Genomic DNA, 16968 nt, shown 5'->3' with positions numbered 1-16968 from the left:
CAGACAGCCGGCCTATCAACAAAACGACACCGGAATGCCTTTGGTTTTCCAAATAGCTGCCTCTTTCGGCAAGTAGCCTCCCATTGTGTGGTGGGCATCCGGCCTGCCCCGATGCGCTTGGCCCCCCCCCTTGCGCTTCCGGCTGCCCGGACCTCTGCCATCGAAGAATCGCGCGCTCTCAGGCGTCATTCGGCATGCAGGCCGGGCTGATGTCAAAACGGTTTAACTACCTGAGAAACCGCTTATATTAGCCGTGTTTCAAGCAGGAGATAAGGACAGGAATGCACGTCGTTTTTCACGCAGGCGCGCACATGACCGATGAGGACCGGTTGATAAGATGCCTGGACGCCAACAGTGACATGCTGGCCGAAGCGGGCACTTTCGCACCGCCCCCGTCCACCTATCGCAAACTGATCCGCGACACCCTGCAGGAGGCGCAACATGGCGGCCTGTCTTCCGAGGTCCGCGAAGTCCTGCTCGATTCATTCCTGGAAGACGACAGCGCCGACAGGATCGTGCTCTCCAACCCCGGCTTTTTCGGCACCCCCAAGATGGCCGCATCCTCCGGGGTGTTTTACGGCGCGGCCGACCAGCGGCTCAGAACGCTGGACAGGATATTTCACAAGGACCAGCTGGAATTGTTCCTGGCCATCTGCAATCCGGCCACCTTCCTGCCCGCGATTTTTCAACATACACCGTTCACGACATTCCCCGAGTTCCTGCGGGGCAGCGACCCCGCCGGCTTTCGCTGGTCGGAAATGATCGCGCGCATACGTACCGCCTGTCCCGATTTGCCGATCACGGTCTGGTGCAACGAGGACACACCCCTGATCTGGGCCGAAGTCGTTCGGGAACTGGCCGGACTGGACCCGGCCAAAGGTTTCAAAGGTGAATTCTCGTTGTTGTCGGAAATCATGACCCAAGCAGGCAGGAAACGCTTTCAGGCCTATCTGAAAACCCATCCCGACATGAGCGAAACGCAGAAAAGGCGTGTGATCGCGGCATTCCTGGACAAGTTCGCCGACGAAGAGGCCATCGAAGAAGAGCTGGACATCCCCGGCTGGACCGAGGAATTCATCCAGCACCTGAGCGATATCTATGACGACGACGTACTGGAAATTCAGCGCATTCCGGGCGTGACGCTGATCACACCGTGACCGGGATCGAGGCAGGGCCGCACAAGCTGCTGGCGGTCAGCTCATCCCGAGCGCTTCCTTGTACATTTCAAGAACCGCCTCTTCCTCGGCGATATCGTCACGGTCACGCTTGCGCAGCGCGATGACCTTGCGCATGACCTTGGTGTCATAGCCGCGCGCCTTGGCCTCGGCCATGACTTCCTTCTGCTGATCGGCGATGTCCTTTTTCTCGGCTTCCAGCCGCTCGAACCGTTCGATGAACTGGCGCAGTTCGTCCGCAGTGACACGATAGCTCGACTGTGGGTTGGTATCGTCCATGAAGTCCTCCGATCGCTAGAGGCTCCTCTCCTAACCGCGCCAAACGGCACCTGCAAGATACATCTGCATCCGTCTTGACGGTTGCAGTTTCGCGCCCGGTCGTCTAGGCGCTTGACGGCGCATGGCAACGCGAAAGGGGCACGCTATGGAATGGCTGATCTGGCTTGGGGCGCTGGTCTCGCTCATCGGACTCGCGGGGCTTGTATGGTGCATCGTAAAGGTCTGGAAGGCCCGCAAGGCCGGGCTGGACGATGACACGCTGCGCGAAGAAATCCGCAAAGTGGTGCCGATCAACACCGGCGCGCTTTTCCTGTCGGTCCTGGGACTGATGCTGGTGGTTGTCGGGATTCTGCTGGGCTGAGGCCCTTGTTCTGTTTGAGTCTCAAACCGAGCGACCGAAAAAGCCGCGGCCATTCTTGACCATATCCTCGATCAGGGCATCAGGGCGCCAAAGCGCCGGGTCCAGCGTTTCCAATTCCCGCATCACCCGCAACAGATGCAGCATACCCTGCAAGTCGGCCTGCAACAGCGGGCCGCCCAGTTTGCTGTCAAAGCCCAGCCCCTTGACCATCACCACATCTATGTCCGAGGCACGCTGCACCACCTTGTCCACCACAAGACGCGCCGCTGCATTCACCAACGCGGCATGAAGCGCCTCTTGCACGCTGATATTGCTCAGATCGGCATCCGTATCCTGCGCATCGCTCCAGGCCGACACCGCCGCGTCAGGTTGCGGACCGCCCGTTTCGGGATAAAGGTAAAATCCACGGCCAACGGCCTGCCCTGTCGCTCCGTCGGCGACACGCGCCTGCAACACTCCCCCATCGGGCAAAGGCGGCGCCTCCTTGAGGCTCGCAAGGCGGTTGATCCGCTCCAGTTCAGGCTCCAGCCCTTCGGCATCCATCATTCGGAAAGGCCCCTGGGAAAACCCCAGATCACGTGCTGCGGCATCCACTTCGTAAGGAGACACCCCCGCCTGCGCCAGTGCCAGCCCGGCCCGGCACAACGCCGCGTGCATCGTATCGCCCACTCCGCCCGGAGCACCCGAACACCTGATCACCGTCCGGCCCAGCCCCATCAGCATGCGCGCCACAGCCGAAACAGCCGCCGGTTCCGCACCATCGGGAACCGCGATTTCGGCCAGGCGCACAGAATGCGCCGGGCGATACAACCGCAGCCCCAAACAGCGTGAAGGGCCTGCAACGTGCTCCGACCGCGATGCCACGCGATGCCCGTCGCCCAATACCGCCCATATCGCCCCTGCATATGACCTGGACAAGTCATCCGAAAACGCGACCTGTCCGCTATCCATCACCAGATCCACCGCTGGCGGTTCTTTCGCACCATCCTGCCGGGCCAGTCGCGCAAGCCGGGCATCGCGTTCACTGGCATCCAGCCGCTTGCGCGCGACCGCCCCTTCATAGATACCCGCCACACGCTTCAGCACGGCGTCGGGCGCGCCCTCGGACGAGGCGATCAAATCGACATGCTTGCCACCATCCAGCAATGCCACCGCCAATTCGGCCAGCAGCGCGCCATCCCCCAAAAGAGCAATGCGATTCAAAGGCAGCGGCTGGGGCACGCGGGCCACTTCGGGAAAGATCGCAGCCCGGCGCTCGGCGGTATAAAGATGTCGGCGCGCGCGCGCCTCGGAGCTGTTCAACCGGTCCTGAAACAGCGCCCCTTCGAATTCCAGGCCCCGATCAAAGGGCAGAAGCTGCGCGGCCTCGACACATTTGACCACATCATGCTCGGGCCCCTCGACAGCAGCGAGTTGCGCCGCGATCCCCCCAACGGCCTTTCGATAGCGTTCGGGATCGGAAAACCCGCGTTGGAAATCACAGGTCCGCCGCCATGTGCCGCGACCGGCCAGATCACGCGCCAGATCCAGCGCCGCGTCCAAAGGGTCGCTCTCGACGATACGATCGCACAGCCGCGCCATGCGCGGGTCATCGGCTGCAACGATCTGTCCGGAAAGCATGAACTCCAACGCAGCCTGCGCCCCGACGATGCGGGGCAGCCTTTGCGTGGCTCCCCCGCCCGGGATCAGGCCCAATGTCACCTCTGGCAAGGCCAACCGCGCCTGACGCGACGCCACACGCGCATGTGCCGCCAGCGCCAGTTCGAACCCCGCGCCCAGAACCGCGCCATGCAAACAGGCCACCACCGGTTTGGGCGCGTTTTCGATCAGGGTGCACAAATCGGAAATCCACGGACTGGCAAGTGGCCCGTCATATTCCGAAATATCGACCCCCGAAGAAAATCCGTTGCCCGCACCACGCAGCACCACAGCCCGCGCCGCATCATCGGCCATCACATTTGCCAGAACATCGCGCAATTCGGCCCGCAAGGACGGGGCCAACGCATTGGCGACAGGGCGATCCAGAGTGACGAGAGCAACACCATCACGCAATTCGTGGTGAACTTCTGACGTCAAACTGTCCCCCGCTTGTCATGACAATCACGATCTGTACGAATTAGTACGAAGAAAATCGCGTTACGCAAGCATCGGATTGCCCCGGCGTTAACCGAACGATGTCAAACGGGCATGTTGTCGAATTGCGCTTCGATGGCTTCGCTCACCAGTTCTTCATGCAAACACCGAATATCGGACGGCACGGCCATACCTTGCTGTTGCATATCCTCGATCAACTGCGCCAACTGCGGTTCGTAACCATGGCGTGTGTCAGGATCACCATTCAGGATTTCATCCTTCAGCTTTGCAAGCTGGTCGTTCAGATCGGCCATTCGACTCTCCTCCGTATCGATACCGGCAGCTTCGAAACCAGGGGACACCGGTGGACCCAGCCTATCACACGGCTGCCGCACAGTCCTTGCATAAAGGCGTTTCGGGCAGCGTTTTCAGCCGTTCGGCGGAAATTTGATCACCGCAGCGTACACATTCACCATATGTACCATCGCGCAGCCGCTGCAATGCGGCCCGGATGCGCGCAATTTCCTCCTGTCCGCTTTGCCCGAGTTGCTGGAGAACTTCGTCACTCTCATGCTCGACTGCGGCTTCCTCCCAGTCTTTCGAGTGCTCCTCGTCCAACTCGGATTCGATCCGATGCAACCGACCGTCCAGTTCGGCCAGCCGGGACATCAGTAGTTCGCGATAAGTCGTTTTGGAATTCATTGCGATCCTCCGTCAGCAACAGGTACTCTTGCACGCAGGACGGCATATAACCTTGACACAGGTCAAGACGCAGGGTTTGCGTCATATGCAATATATCCGATATAACGACAGTCGAAAATGAGAGGTTGAGATGTCACCAGAGGTCACGGCATTTTTCGATGATGCCACCAATACCGTTTCCTATGTGGTGCGCGATCCCGCTGGCAGCGCCTGCGCCGTGGTCGACTCGGTTCTCGATTTCGACTACGCGTCGGGGCGAACCGATACCGGATCAGCCGATGAAATCATTGCCTATGTCAAGGCCGAAGGGCTTGAGGTCCAGTGGCTTCTGGAAAGCCATGTTCACGCCGATCATCTGTCGGCGGCGCCCTATATCCAGCAGCAGACCGGCGGCAAGATCGGCATCGGTGACAATATCCGCATCGTGCAGGATACCTTTGGCAAGGTCTTCAATGAAGGTACGGAATTTCAACGCGACGGCTCGCAATTCGATCGGTTGTTTCGTGAAGGGGACAGTTTCCATATCGGTCAGTTGCGTGGGGATGTCCTGCACACACCCGGCCATACCCCCGCCTGCCTGACCTATGTGATTGGCGATGCGGCATTCGTGGGCGATACGCTGTTCATGCCCGATTTCGGCACGGCGCGCTGCGATTTTCCCGGTGGATCATCGGAAACCCTGTACCGGTCGATCCAGAAAATCCTGTCCCTGCCCGACGACACACGTCTCTTCGTGGGCCATGATTACAAGGCACCGGGGCGCGATGAATATGCGTGGGAAACCACTGTCGGCGAACAGAAGGCGCGCAATATTCATATCGGCGGCGGACAAGACAAGGACAGCTTCGTCAAGATGCGCGATGCGCGCGATGCGACCCTTGCCATGCCGAGGCTGATCATCCCGTCGCTACAGGTCAACATGCGCGCCGGGCAAACGCCCCCAGAGGATGAACAAGGCAATGTCTTCCTGAAGGTCCCGGTCAACAAACTGTAGACTTTCGGCGTTTCACCTCATTGGCTTTCGCCCACCGTCTATGCGCTGTGTTGGGAGTGTGCTGCCTGTTCTTCGATCTGCCGACCGGCAGAGGGAAGTGATGTCGCATCCTTGGGCGACTCGGCAATCATCCCGCTTGGGGTTGGGGGGTCTGCTTCGTCGCCTTCCGTATGCCGCACTGATTTTTCCATATTTTTCAACGCCGGGTTCGCCCCGGATAGGACCTCCGGGCCGAGCAACCGAACAGCGCGCCAGCCATTGACCTGCCCCAGTTTCACCGGGGCCACCAGATGGTTCCCCGCCCCCAGAAGCTGCGAGTCCGAAATCGCCTCGCGCGGGAGTGTCAGGGTCTGGCCACGGACCAGGGCGCAAATCCGGTCGAGCGGCATCGACACCCGCGCCATGACCGCATCCAGCATCACGGGAGCATTCAAGGCGCTGTTTTCAAGTGTACCTGCGCTGTCCGCGCCGCCTGAAGACGCCGCAGTCTCTTTGCCGGCGGGTGGCTGAAGCCTGGGCAACAGCACGTTCAACACCCCGGTTCTGGCCCCGATGCCAAGATCAGCGGTAATACGAAACAGATCGTAATCGGGCTTGTCCAACGTCAGGGCCAGTGTGCGTGCGTCTTCGATCATGTCGCCAAAACGCATCCCCAACGGAACATAACCGGGAATACCTTCGCTCATCTGCTCATCGAACAGCTGCAGCATGCCGTCCACAAGCGGAGCCGCAATCGCCGCATCCGTGCGTGTCAAGATACGCGAAGGCGCTTCTCCGGAGCGGACTTCGCCCATGGTCTGCACTTCGATCAAGGATGCCAGAAACTGCCGGTCCAGTTGAAGCGCACCACGCTGCCCGTCATCTCCATCCAGCAACAATAAAAGCCCGTCATCGCCCAGACCGTCCCGGATCGCCGGCTGCGCAAGGCTCACTTGCTCTACCGTCGAAACGGTCACCGCAAGGCTGAACAGACGTTCCGCGACCCGTGACAAGGCCAGACGCAGCGCCTTGGAGGCCGACATCGCACGCGCGTCGAAATCCTCACGCGCGACCTGCGCCATGCGGTGAATCACCGAATTGCGTTGTTCTCTGGCCATCCCCAACTATCTGCCGTCCTTGCGAAGCCGTGTTGCCACACCCTACCGCACGGAAGGTTACCAAGGTCTTTACGCCGGCGCGGCATGTGCTTCGCTGGCAATCGAGTCAGGTAAAATCACGCGAAAAGCAGCCCCGGACTGCCCCGGCAAATAGGTGATTTCACCGCCGATCCGGGCCATGATCTCGCGGCAAATCGCAAGGCCAAGACCGGCCCCGTCCGCCTTGATTTCACCGATACGTGAAAATTTCTCGAAAATGACCGAATGCTGGTTGGTCGGAATACCCGACCCGTTGTCGATAAAGTCGATCATCAACGAGCCCTCTTCGCGCTTGAGCGAGATCGTCAGAACCGGCTGCGCGGCATCGCAATACTTCCGCGCGTTCGAAATCACGTTGATGAACACCTGCACCAATCGATCCAGATCGGTGGTCAACATCACGTCCTCATCGTCGCGGTCGCGCAGAATTTGCAACGCCGCACGATCATCTCCGCCCGCGGCAGAAACGGCCCGGTCCAGTAAATCCCCAAGCCGCCCCATCTGAACATTCAACACCACCTGGCCGTTCTCCAGAACGCTCAGGTCCAGCAAATCGTCCAACAAGCGGGTCAGACGAATGGCTTCGTCATGGATGATCGAAGCGTATTTCGCTTGTTCAGCGGGCCTCAGTTCACCGGTGTCGCGCAGAATCTCGGAAAATGCCCGGATCGAAGTCATCGGAGTACGCAACTCGTGACTGATCTGGCTCAAAAACGCGTCCTTTTGCACCGAAAGCTGGGTCAGTTTCTCGTTTGCCGCCCGCAACTGGCGCGCGGTGCGTTCCTGTTCCTGTGTCTTGGCCTCGAGCTTGCTGGAATACTCCATGATCTGCGCAGTTTCGTCGGCGACAGCCATGAGATCCTCGACCGACACGGTCGCGCCGCCCACGATTTGCGAGATCATAGCATGCGCCGTCGCCGCCCCGACGGACCCTGAAAGCTCACGTTCGAGTTCCTGCAGAAAATCCGGGGTCGGCTCGGGCAGATACCCGGCCAGCCCCTGCCGCTGCGCGGCGCCAGAAAACAAGGCCTGGGCCTGCCGGGCGCCGATAATGCGCTGCGACATGATCATCAGGTCTTCGCTACGCGCCAGATGCCCGGACCAGCCGGTGGCGGCTCCCGAGGAATGCTCGAAAACATTCACGAATTGCGCACCCTGCAACCGTTCCACCGGCTGCGGGAACGTCACCAGCGATACGAAGACGAACACGGCCGTATTCAACAGCATGCTCCACATCACCGCATGCACCAGCGGGTCCATCCCCTGCGTCCCGAACAAGGCCTGCGGACGCAGCCAGCCAAGCCCCATGAGACCATTGTCGAACACGTCCTGCGGCAGGATCGCCGAGGGTCCGAAGCTGGGCAGAAACAGGCAATAGAGCCAGACGAGGAACCCCACTCCAAGCCCGGCCAGCGCGCCGGTGCGGTTGGCCGCGCGCCAGAACAGTCCGCCCATCAGCGCAGGCAGGAACTGCGCCACCCCGGCAAAAGACACCAGCCCGATCGCCGCCAGCGCCGTGCCGCCGCCGGACAAACGGAAATACAGGTATCCAAGCAATACTATCCCGGCAATCGACATACGCCGCGCCAGCAACGCAACATTGCGAACATCGCCCGAAACAACGGCGGTGCCCCCCGTGGCCCACAACCAGACCGGCATCACCACATGGTTTGACACCATCGTGGACAAAGCGATCGCCGCGACGATCACCATCGACGTGGCCGAGGAAAAGCCACCGATAAACGACAGAATGGCCAGCCCGTCCCGCCCTTCCTGCAGCGGCAGCGTCAGAACGAACAGATCCGGGTTCGCCCCCTCAGGCAGGGTTTGCAACCCAAGCGCCGCAATCGGTATGACAAACAGGCTCATCAGCATCAGATAGCCGGGAAAGGCCCATGCCGCGGTGCGCAGATGATCCTCGTTCTCGTTTTCGACCACCATCACCTGAAACATGCGCGGCAGGCACATGAAGGCCGCCGCCGAAAGCATCGTCAGGCCGATCCAGCGGCTGCCCGCCATATTCCAGTCGGCGATGGGCGAAGCGTCGATACGCGCCAGTGTTTCCGACACGCCTCCGGCAAGCCCCCACACCACGAACACCCCCACGGCCAAAAGCGCAAACAGCTTGACCACCGCCTCAAGCGCAATGGCCATGACCACGCCGTGATGCCGCTCGTTCGCATCCAGATTGCGGGTGCCAAAAAGAATGGTGAACAATGCCAGCCCAAACGCCACCCAAAGCGCTGTGGACTGCTGATCGGGCAATTCCGCGGCGGTGGGATCATTGGCCGCGAAAGTCGCAAAGGACAACGTCACCGACTGCAACTGCAACGCGATATAGGGTGTGGTGCCGATCACCGCCAAAAGCGTCACAAACACCGCTAGGATATTCGATTTGCCGTAGCGCGACGAAATCAGGTCGGCGATCGACGTGATCCGCTGGCTGCGCCCTACACGCACCATCTTGCGCAGGGTCCACCACCAGCCGACCATCACCAGCGTCGGCCCCAGGTAGATGGTGACATATTCCAGCCCCGAGCGCGCGGCGAACCCAACAGCACCATAAAAGGTCCAGGCCGTACAATAGATCGACAGCGACAGCGTGTAGATGATCGGCGAGCGCAACCATGTCCCGCGTCCGCGCCGCGCCGCATGATCCGCGCCAAAAGCCACCGCAAACAAAAACGCCACGTACAAAAGGCAAACCAAAACAAGGACGTTCAGTGTCGCCATTCACATATCGTCCCTTGTCGGCATCTCGCCTGGCGGCGCGTCGTCTTCTCCTTTGTCCAGGTTGCGCGAAATGATCGCCGACAGCCCCGCAAGCAGAACCCAGACCAGGAACAAATACAGCATCACGCGGGTCGTCTTGGCCATCTCCGCGCTTTCGTCCCCCCATAACAGCGGCACCCCGATCAGAACGACACCCAGAAACGGTAACAGCCGCGCCGCATCCGCGGCCCTGCGGCGGCGATAGGTGCGGCGCTCCAGAAAAACCGGGCCGAGCTTGGCGCTCATGGCTCGACCATGCTGCGCACGACCTCTAGCACCTCGGCATTCGAGAACGGCTTGGTCATGTACCGGCTCGCCCCTGCTTTTTCGGCCATATCGCGATCTTTTTCCTGTCCGCGCGCGGTCAGCATCAATACCGGGGTTTTCGTCAGTTCACTGTCTGCGCGGATTTCCTGCAAGATATCGAAACCGCTTTTGCCAGGCAGCATCACATCCAGAATGATCAGATCGGGTTGCCGGTTGCGAACCGCTTCCAGAGCGTCATGACCGTTGGAATGGGTTTTCACGTTCCATCCATCACGCGACAGGATAAAGCTGACCGCCTCGATGATATTGGGTTCGTCTTCGATAAGAAGCACTTTTTTATCCAATCAACCGGCCTCCCCTCCGATCAAATACGGCCTTCACCGCCAAGCATTTATCGTCAATGTCCGGGCCTGTGTCAAAACATCAGAACCCGTCCACCATGATTGACGGCTCACGCCGGGCCGGACATTCGCGCAGCGGACAAATCCGGCAACTGGACCCGACGTCTCGCGCCGGGGTTTCGGCATCTTCAGCACCGGCGGGAAGCAACAGCATATGCGCGTGCAACAGCGCGGGGCGCTCGAACGTTGCCGGGGCCACCTGTTCGGCGACAGCCAGCGCCAGAACCTTGTCCCGCCCCCGGCCCGCCTGACGCAACATCGCACACACTGGCACCTGAGGTTGCACAAGCACCTGAAACAGCGGCCAGAGTACGCAAGCCCCCGCATCGCGCGGCATGGCAAAGCCGGAAAACGGTTTGCGAAAAATCAGTGCCCCCGAGCCGTCACAAGACACAAGCCCGACCGGCCCGACCGCATCCTCGGGCATTGCCGCCAGCCGGCGGAACGACGCGGGGAGATCGCACCCGGACGCCTCCACGATCCTGTCCGGGGATGGGCCGTGCTCCGCCACGACGGACAGCATATCCTCCAGAGGCAAACGATGCGCATCCACACTGTATTGCGAAAGCGTCCCGCGCGCCAAACGCCGCGCCGCATCGGACACCAGCACATCGCTTTGCGACAGAATGTCCTCCAACGCCGTTTCATCCACGTTCCCCTCGAGGGCCGGAAAATGAAACCCGTTCCCAGCCAGAAACGCCTGCACCTCGTCCTGAGGAGATCTGATTTCAGCCTCGATACTGGCCGCCCCCTCCAGATACCGCACCAACGCCTCGGCCCCTTCGGCCAGCCGGCTGCTTTCCTCGTTGATATTCCGGTGAAAACGGCTCTGCCATTCCGGTTCCAGCTCCTCGGTTTCGACCAGAATGGACGAGGTCGAGCGGATCGCGGTGACGGTCGAGATCACCTCATGCAACGAGGCCGCCAGATGCGGATCGTGGGTCAGACGGTCTGTCAGCGTTTCGACCGTACGCTCCAGATCCTGCACCCTGCGGCTCAGACTGGCCAGCAAATGCGCCCATCCGGGAAAACGGCCCGCGAATTCTTCGCTGCGGTCGATTTCGGCGCCGTCCTTGCCCTGCCGGCTCGCTGCCTCCCGCAGCGCGGCGATCAGCGTCGCTTCGGCGCCCTCTGACAAAAGCGTCGGCTCGACATGCAGCGCATCCGCCAGCCGCAACAGCGTTTTTCCCCCGATTCTCCGCCGGTTATGCTCGATCAGGTTGAGGTAGGAAGGCGAAATACCCACCTGACGCGCAAGGTCGGACTGTTTGATTCCGTTCATCACCCGCCTTTCGCGAATGCGCGTTCCGATCATCAGGCTTCCCGGCATCGGCATTTTTCCTGTGTTTCGCGTGACTTCCCTGACGTCACTACAATATTTTTACATAATACAGCCCACACTTGTCTATATTTTTACAAAAAAATTGTTTTGTAAAAAGCAGTTGTTGCGAAATTTTCTTAGCCCTTGCGATAATGCGTTTGCACAATTGTGCTGTCTGGGGAAGCACAGAGGAGGTGCAACCCCAAACTAAATCTAACGGGAGGATATCAATGTCCAAGAGCAACCTGACTCGTCGTGGTCTGCTGAAAACCAGCGCTGTCGCTGGTGCCGGTGTCGCGCTGCCGACGATCTTTACGGCGTCATCCGCGGCCGCTTACACCAACGAACCGACCGGCGGTTCGGTCACACTGGGCTTCAACGTACCGCAAACCGGTCCCTATGCCGACGAGGGCGCCGACGAACTGCGCGCTTACGAACTGGCGGTCGAGCACCTGAACGGTGGCGGCGACGGCGGCATGATGAACACCTTCAGTTCCAAGGCGCTGCAAGGGAACGGCATCCTGGGCAAGAAGGTCGAATTCGTCACCGGCGACACCCAGACCAAATCGGACGCCGCCCGCGCATCGGCGAAGTCGATGATCGAAAAAGATGGGGCGATCATGATCACCGGCGGCTCGTCCTCGGGTGTGGCAGTCGCCGTACAGGGCCTGTGCCAGGAGGCCGGCGTGATCTTCATGGCGGGTCTGACCCACTCGAACGACACCACCGGCAAAGACAAGAAAGCCAACGGGTTCCGTCATTTCTTCAACGCATACATGTCGGGCGCCGCGCTCGCTCCGGTGCTGGAGAAACTCTACGGATCGGATCGCAAGGCTTATCACCTGACCGCCGACTATACCTGGGGCTGGACTCAGGAAGAGTCGATTGTCGCAGCAACGGAGGCCCTCGGCTGGCAAACCGTTGAAACGGTAAAAACGCCGCTGGCGGCGACCGACTTCTCGTCCTACATCGCACCGGTTCTGAACTCGGGGGCCGACGTTCTGGTTCTCAACCACTACGGCGGCAATATGGTCAACTCGCTGACCAACGCCGTGCAGTTCGGCCTGCGCGAAAAACAAGTGAACGGCAAGAACTTCGAAATCGTCGTGCCGCTTTACTCGCGCCTGATGGCCAAGGGCGCCGGCGAGAACGTGAAGGGTATTCACGGGTCGACCAACTGGCACTGGTCGCTGCAGGATGACGCATCCAAGGCGTTCGTGAAATCCTTCGGTGAAAAATACGGCTTCCCGCCCAGCCAGGCGGCTCATACCGTGTACTGCCAGACGCTGCTTTACGCGGATGCCTGCGAGCGCGCCGGAACCTTCAACCCCTGTGGTGTTGGCGAAGCGCTGGAAGGCTTCGAGTTCGACGGTCTGGGCAACGGCAAGACGCTCTACCGCGCGGATGATCACCAGTGCTTCAAGGACGTTCTGGTGGTGCGCGGGAAAGAGAACCCGACCAGCGAGTTCGACCTTCTGGAAGTGGTCGAAGTCACGCCCGCAGCCCAGGTCACCTACGAACCGGATCACCCGATGTTCGCAGGCGGCAACCTCGGCAGCTGCAACCCGGGCGCCTGATCCGGCAACGTGTCCGGCCACGCGAAACCGTGGCCGGATACAATCCGTCACCCCCGGATGAACCGCCACTTCTATTAACCCACGGGTGGGAACAATGGACGCTATTATTCTGCAAATTCTGAACGGGCTGGACAAAGGCTCGGCTTATGCGTTGATCGCGCTTGGCCTGACATTGATCTTCGGCACGCTCGGCGTCGTGAATTTCGCGCATGGCGCGCTGTTCATGATCGGCGCTTTCTGCGCGGTAACCCTGTCGAAAATCCTGACACTCAGCTTTGAAACCGTCGACGAGACCAGAACCGACTTTCTTGGCAACCCCCTCAAGGTCAAGACCCCGTATGTCGAAGCCTGGTTCGGGCCGGAAACCGGCGGCATGCTGATCGACTGGGCGGTGCCACTGGCGATCCTGTTCTCGATCCCGATCATGATCGGGATCGGCTTCATCATGGAGCGCGGCCTGATCAAGCATTTCTACAAGCGTCCCCATGCCGACCAGATCCTGGTGACCTTTGGCCTGGCCATCGTGCTTCAGGAGGTCATCAAATATTTCTACGGCGCCAATCCCATTCCCACCCCCGCGCCCGACGCCCTGACCGGAAGCTTCGATTTCGGCGTTCTTCTGGGCTTTGATCCCAATGCGGTGATCTATCCCTACTGGCGTCTGGTCTATTTCGTCTTCGCGGCGATCGTCATCGGTGCGGTCTTCGCCTTCCTTCAGTTCACGACCTTCGGCATGGTGGTGCGCGCCGGCATGGCCGACCGGGAAACCGTGGGCCTTCTGGGCATCAACATCGACCGCCGGTTCACCATCATGTTCGGCATCGCCGCCGCGGTCGCGGGACTGGCAGGGGTCATGTACGCCCCGATCAACTCACCGAACTATCATATGGGTATGGATTTCCTCGTACTCAGCTTCGTGGTTGTGGTCGTCGGCGGCATGGGCTCTCTGCCCGGCGCCGTTCTGGCCGGGTTCATGCTGGGCGTTCTGGAGAGCTTTGCCTCGATGAACGAGATCAAGTCGATCATCCCCGGTATCGACCAGATCATCATCTACCTCGTCGCAATCATCATTCTGCTGACGCGTCCCCGTGGCCTGATGGGCCGCAAGGGCGTGATGGAGGACTAATCCATGCTGGGTCTCAACAAAAAAGACACTACGCTTCTGATCATCGTGGCGGCCCTGACCCTGCTGGCGCCGTTCATCCTCAATCCTTTCCCCGCCGACAGCGCCCTGGCGCAGTTCAACGCGGGCTATCCCGACCTGATGCAGCGCTTCGTGATCTTCGGCATCTTCGCGATCGGGTTCAACATCCTGTTCGGCCTGACCGGATACCTCAGCTTCGGCCATGCGGCCTTTCTGGGCGTGGGCAGCTACTCGGCAGTCTGGATGTTCAAGCTGCTCAGTATGAACGTGGTCCCCGCGATTATCCTTTCGGTCATCGTTGCCGGGCTCTTTGCCCTGCTGATCGGGTTCATTTCACTGCGCCGCTCGGGCATCTACTTTTCGATCCTGACACTGGCCTTCGCCCAGATGAGCTTCAACCTCGCCTACTCGGTCCTGACCCCGATCACCAATGGCGAAACCGGCCTGCAACTCACGCTGGACGATCCCCGCATTCTGGGCGAGTCGGCCACGGCGGATGGCTCGATCCCCGTGACCAACCTGTTCGGCATCGAGATGCGTGGAACCTATGAAATGGTCGCCGGTCCCTGGAGCTTTCAGTTCAACACCGGCTACTACCTGTGTGCAATCATCATGCTTCTGGCGTTCTACCTCGCGGTGCGCATTTTCCGGTCGCCCTTCGGCATGATGCTGCGCGCGATCAAGTCGAACAACACACGCATGAGCTATACTGGCCTGAACGCAAGACCCTATGCGCTGGCGGCCTTCGTCATCTCGGGGATGTATGCCGGTCTGGCCGGTGGCCTGATGGCGTCGATGGACCCGCTGGCCGGGGCCGAACGGATGCAGTGGACAGCCTCGGGCGAGGTGGTCCTGATGACCATCCTCGGCGGAGCCGGTACGCTGATCGGCCCGGTTCTGGGCGCGGGGTTCATCAAGTACTTCGAGAACATCTTCTCGAAGATCAACGACAACGTCCTGCACAGCTGGTTCTCGTTCATGCCCGACGGCCTCGAGGACGCGATGGTCGCTCTGGTCTATCCTTTCATCGGCAAGGGCTGGCACCTGACCCTGGGCATCCTGTTCATGCTGGTGGTGATCTTCCTGCCCGGCGGCCTTGTCGAAGGCGGACAACGGATCATGCGGGCCTTCAAGCGGCGCAAGCCCGAAGAAACGTCGAGTGAAACCACCACCGAACCTGCGGAATAAGGAGAGCCACGAAATGGGCATTCTTGAAGTCAAGGACGTGAACAAGCGCTTCGGTGGCCTCCAGGCTCTGGGCAACGTCAACCTCAGCGTGGCGGAAAACTCCTGCCACGCGATCATCGGCCCCAACGGGGCAGGCAAATCGACCCTGCTCAACTGCCTCGTGGGCAAGCTGATCCCGGACACCGGCAGCGTCATGTTCGACGGCCAGTCGGTCCTGGGGCGCAAACCCTACGAGATCAACCAGATGGGTATTTCCCGCGTGTTCCAGACACCCGAGATCTTCGGCGATCTGAGCGTGCTGGAAAACATGATGATCCCGATCTTCGCCAAGCGCGACGGCGCCTTCCGCATGCACGCGGTCGAGCACACCGAAAACGAAAAAGAGATCGTCGATCAGGCCGAACACATGCTGGACAGCCTGAACATGGCCGACAAACGCCACTTCCACTCGGCCTCGATGAGCCGGGGCGACAAGCGGCGGCTGGAAATCGGCATGTGTCTGGCGCAGAATCCGCGCCTGTTGCTGCTGGACGAACCGACCGCCGGCATGGCGCGTGCCGACACCAACAACACCATCGACCTGCTCAAGCAGATCAAGGACGAGCGCGACATCACCATCGCCATCATCGAACACGACATGCATGTGGTGTTCAGCCTCGCCGAGCGGATCACGGTGCTGGCCCAGGGCACCCCGCTGGTCGAGGACACCCCCGACAAGATCAAAGGCCACCCCAAGGTCCGCGAAGCCTATCTTGGCGAAACGGCGTAAGAAGGAGATCACCAGATGAACGTCAAACCCGATTTCTCCAAGGGCAAGAACTACGCCGAAACCGCCCCGGCCTTTCTGTCGGTCTGGGACATGCAGTCCTATTACGGCGAAAGCTACATCGTGCAGAATATCAGCTTCAACGTGCACGAAGGTGAAATCCTTGCGCTTTTGGGCCGTAACGGCGCGGGCAAGACCACGACGCTGCGCTCGATCGCGCGGATGGACAGCCCGCAGGTCACGCATGGCGAGATCTGGCTGGATCACCAACCCCTGCACAACATGAAAAGCCACGATGCCGCCGCCGCCGGAATCGGGCTGGTTCCCGAAGATCGCTGCATCATTCCCGGCCTGACGGTCGAGGAAAACCTGCAACTGGCGCAAATCGCCCCGCCCATCGGCTGGTCTCTCGACCGACTTTACGATCTCTTCCCCCGCCTGGCCGAACGTCGCAAGCAGGAGGGCGTGACTCTGTCGGGCGGCGAACAGCAAATGCTGGCCGTGGCCCGTGCGCTTGCCCGTGACATCAAGGTTCTTCTGCTCGATGAACCCTACGAAGGTCTCGCCCCCGTCATCGTGGACGAAATCGAAAAGACCCTCCGCGTGATCAAGGAACAGGGCATGACGACCATTCTGGTGGAACAGAATGCCGTTCGCGCGCTGGAACTGGCCGACCGGGCCGTCATCCTCGACACCGGGTCCATCGCGTTTGATGGGGCCGCCTCCGAAGTGCTGGCGAACGAAGAGCTGCGCGCCGAGTATCTTGCGATCTGACACGCAAATCATCGGCCCCCACCACGCCGCTTGCATGC

17 protein-coding genes are annotated in these 16968 nt (G+C 60.4%); 8 read left to right on the top strand and 9 right to left on the bottom strand.

Annotated elements, in window-relative coordinates:
* Positions 1–311: 311 nt before the first annotated feature.
* Positions 312–1157 (top strand): hypothetical protein, encoded by an 846-nt coding sequence (locus KPG71_RS05430; RefSeq protein ID WP_253196106.1) that lies wholly within the window; start codon positions 312–314, stop codon positions 1155–1157.
* A 36-nt stretch (positions 1158–1193) separates the two neighbouring features.
* Here the strand turns inward: KPG71_RS05430 and KPG71_RS05425 are convergent, their stop codons facing one another.
* On the bottom strand, positions 1194–1454 hold the full coding sequence (locus KPG71_RS05425) for a DUF2312 domain-containing protein (RefSeq protein ID WP_216337093.1): 261 nt from the start codon (positions 1452–1454) through the stop codon (positions 1194–1196).
* A 145-nt stretch (positions 1455–1599) separates the two neighbouring features.
* On the opposite strand from KPG71_RS05425, the gene KPG71_RS05420 reads away from it, so the two are divergent.
* Positions 1600–1815, top strand: a complete 216-nt coding sequence (locus tag KPG71_RS05420; protein WP_216337092.1) for a hypothetical protein — start codon at positions 1600–1602, stop codon at positions 1813–1815.
* 21 nt (positions 1816–1836) lie between these two features.
* On the opposite strand, the gene KPG71_RS05415 is transcribed toward KPG71_RS05420, so the two are convergent.
* The 3 genes from KPG71_RS05415 to KPG71_RS05405 all read right to left on the bottom strand — a co-directional run bounded on the left by KPG71_RS05415 (position 1837) and on the right by KPG71_RS05405 (position 4590).
* Entirely contained in the window at positions 1837–3891 is a 2055-nt protein-coding gene (locus KPG71_RS05415; RefSeq protein WP_216337091.1) for an enoyl-CoA hydratase-related protein, read from the bottom strand.
* Positions 3892–3992: 101 nt separating this feature from the next.
* A complete protein-coding gene (locus tag KPG71_RS05410; protein ID WP_216337090.1) occupies positions 3993–4202 on the bottom strand; it encodes a hypothetical protein in 210 nt (69 codons plus the stop codon).
* Between the two features lie 64 nt (positions 4203–4266).
* A complete protein-coding gene (locus KPG71_RS05405) occupies positions 4267–4590 on the bottom strand; it encodes a TraR/DksA family transcriptional regulator (RefSeq protein ID WP_216337089.1) in 324 nt (107 codons plus the stop codon).
* A gap of 130 nt (positions 4591–4720) precedes the next feature.
* Between KPG71_RS05405 and KPG71_RS05400 the strand changes: the two genes are divergently transcribed.
* Positions 4721–5584 carry an MBL fold metallo-hydrolase gene (locus tag KPG71_RS05400; RefSeq protein WP_216337088.1) on the top strand — a complete coding sequence of 288 codons (864 nt, stop codon included), beginning with the start codon at positions 4721–4723 and terminating at the stop codon, positions 5582–5584.
* A 38-nt stretch (positions 5585–5622) separates the two neighbouring features.
* On the opposite strand, the gene KPG71_RS05395 is transcribed toward KPG71_RS05400, so the two are convergent.
* From KPG71_RS05395 to KPG71_RS05375, 5 genes are all read right to left on the bottom strand, one after another.
* Complete coding sequence (locus KPG71_RS05395) at positions 5623–6681, bottom strand: FliM/FliN family flagellar motor C-terminal domain-containing protein (protein WP_216337087.1); 1059 nt, start codon at positions 6679–6681, stop codon at positions 5623–5625.
* A gap of 69 nt (positions 6682–6750) precedes the next feature.
* The gene (locus KPG71_RS05390) at positions 6751–9453 is read right to left on the bottom strand and encodes an ATP-binding protein (RefSeq protein WP_216337086.1); all 2703 of its coding nucleotides are present in this window, start codon (positions 9451–9453) and stop codon (positions 6751–6753) included.
* Positions 9454–9738, bottom strand: coding sequence for a hypothetical protein (locus KPG71_RS05385; protein WP_216337085.1), 285 nt, complete (start codon positions 9736–9738; stop codon positions 9454–9456).
* Complete coding sequence (locus tag KPG71_RS05380) at positions 9735–10103, bottom strand: response regulator transcription factor (protein WP_216337084.1); 369 nt, start codon at positions 10101–10103, stop codon at positions 9735–9737. The genes KPG71_RS05385 and KPG71_RS05380 overlap by 4 nt, the downstream gene beginning before the upstream one ends.
* Positions 10104–10182: 79 nt before the next feature.
* A complete protein-coding gene (locus tag KPG71_RS05375; RefSeq protein ID WP_216337083.1) occupies positions 10183–11490 on the bottom strand; it encodes a helix-turn-helix domain-containing protein in 1308 nt (435 codons plus the stop codon).
* 221 nt (positions 11491–11711) lie between these two features.
* Between KPG71_RS05375 and KPG71_RS05370 the strand changes: the two genes are divergently transcribed.
* From KPG71_RS05370 to KPG71_RS05350, 5 genes are all read left to right on the top strand, one after another.
* Entirely contained in the window at positions 11712–13058 is a 1347-nt protein-coding gene (locus KPG71_RS05370; protein WP_216337082.1) for a substrate-binding protein, read from the top strand.
* A 94-nt stretch (positions 13059–13152) separates the two neighbouring features.
* Positions 13153–14184, top strand: coding sequence for a branched-chain amino acid ABC transporter permease (locus KPG71_RS05365; RefSeq protein WP_216337081.1), 1032 nt, complete (start codon positions 13153–13155; stop codon positions 14182–14184).
* 3 nt (positions 14185–14187) lie between these two features.
* Positions 14188–15390 carry a branched-chain amino acid ABC transporter permease gene (locus KPG71_RS05360; RefSeq protein ID WP_216337080.1) on the top strand — a complete coding sequence of 401 codons (1203 nt, stop codon included), beginning with the start codon at positions 14188–14190 and terminating at the stop codon, positions 15388–15390.
* A gap of 13 nt (positions 15391–15403) precedes the next feature.
* The gene (locus KPG71_RS05355) at positions 15404–16159 is read left to right on the top strand and encodes an ABC transporter ATP-binding protein (RefSeq protein WP_216337079.1); all 756 of its coding nucleotides are present in this window, start codon (positions 15404–15406) and stop codon (positions 16157–16159) included.
* Between the two features lie 15 nt (positions 16160–16174).
* Entirely contained in the window at positions 16175–16930 is a 756-nt protein-coding gene (locus tag KPG71_RS05350) for an ABC transporter ATP-binding protein (RefSeq protein ID WP_216337078.1), read from the top strand.
* The last annotated feature ends 38 nt before the right edge of the window (positions 16931–16968 follow it).

The organism is Roseovarius sp. PS-C2 (assembly GCF_018862045.1).
Taxonomy (GTDB): Bacteria; Pseudomonadota; Alphaproteobacteria; order Rhodobacterales; family Rhodobacteraceae; genus Roseovarius.
This window is presented reverse-complemented; position numbering and strand designations above follow the sequence as displayed.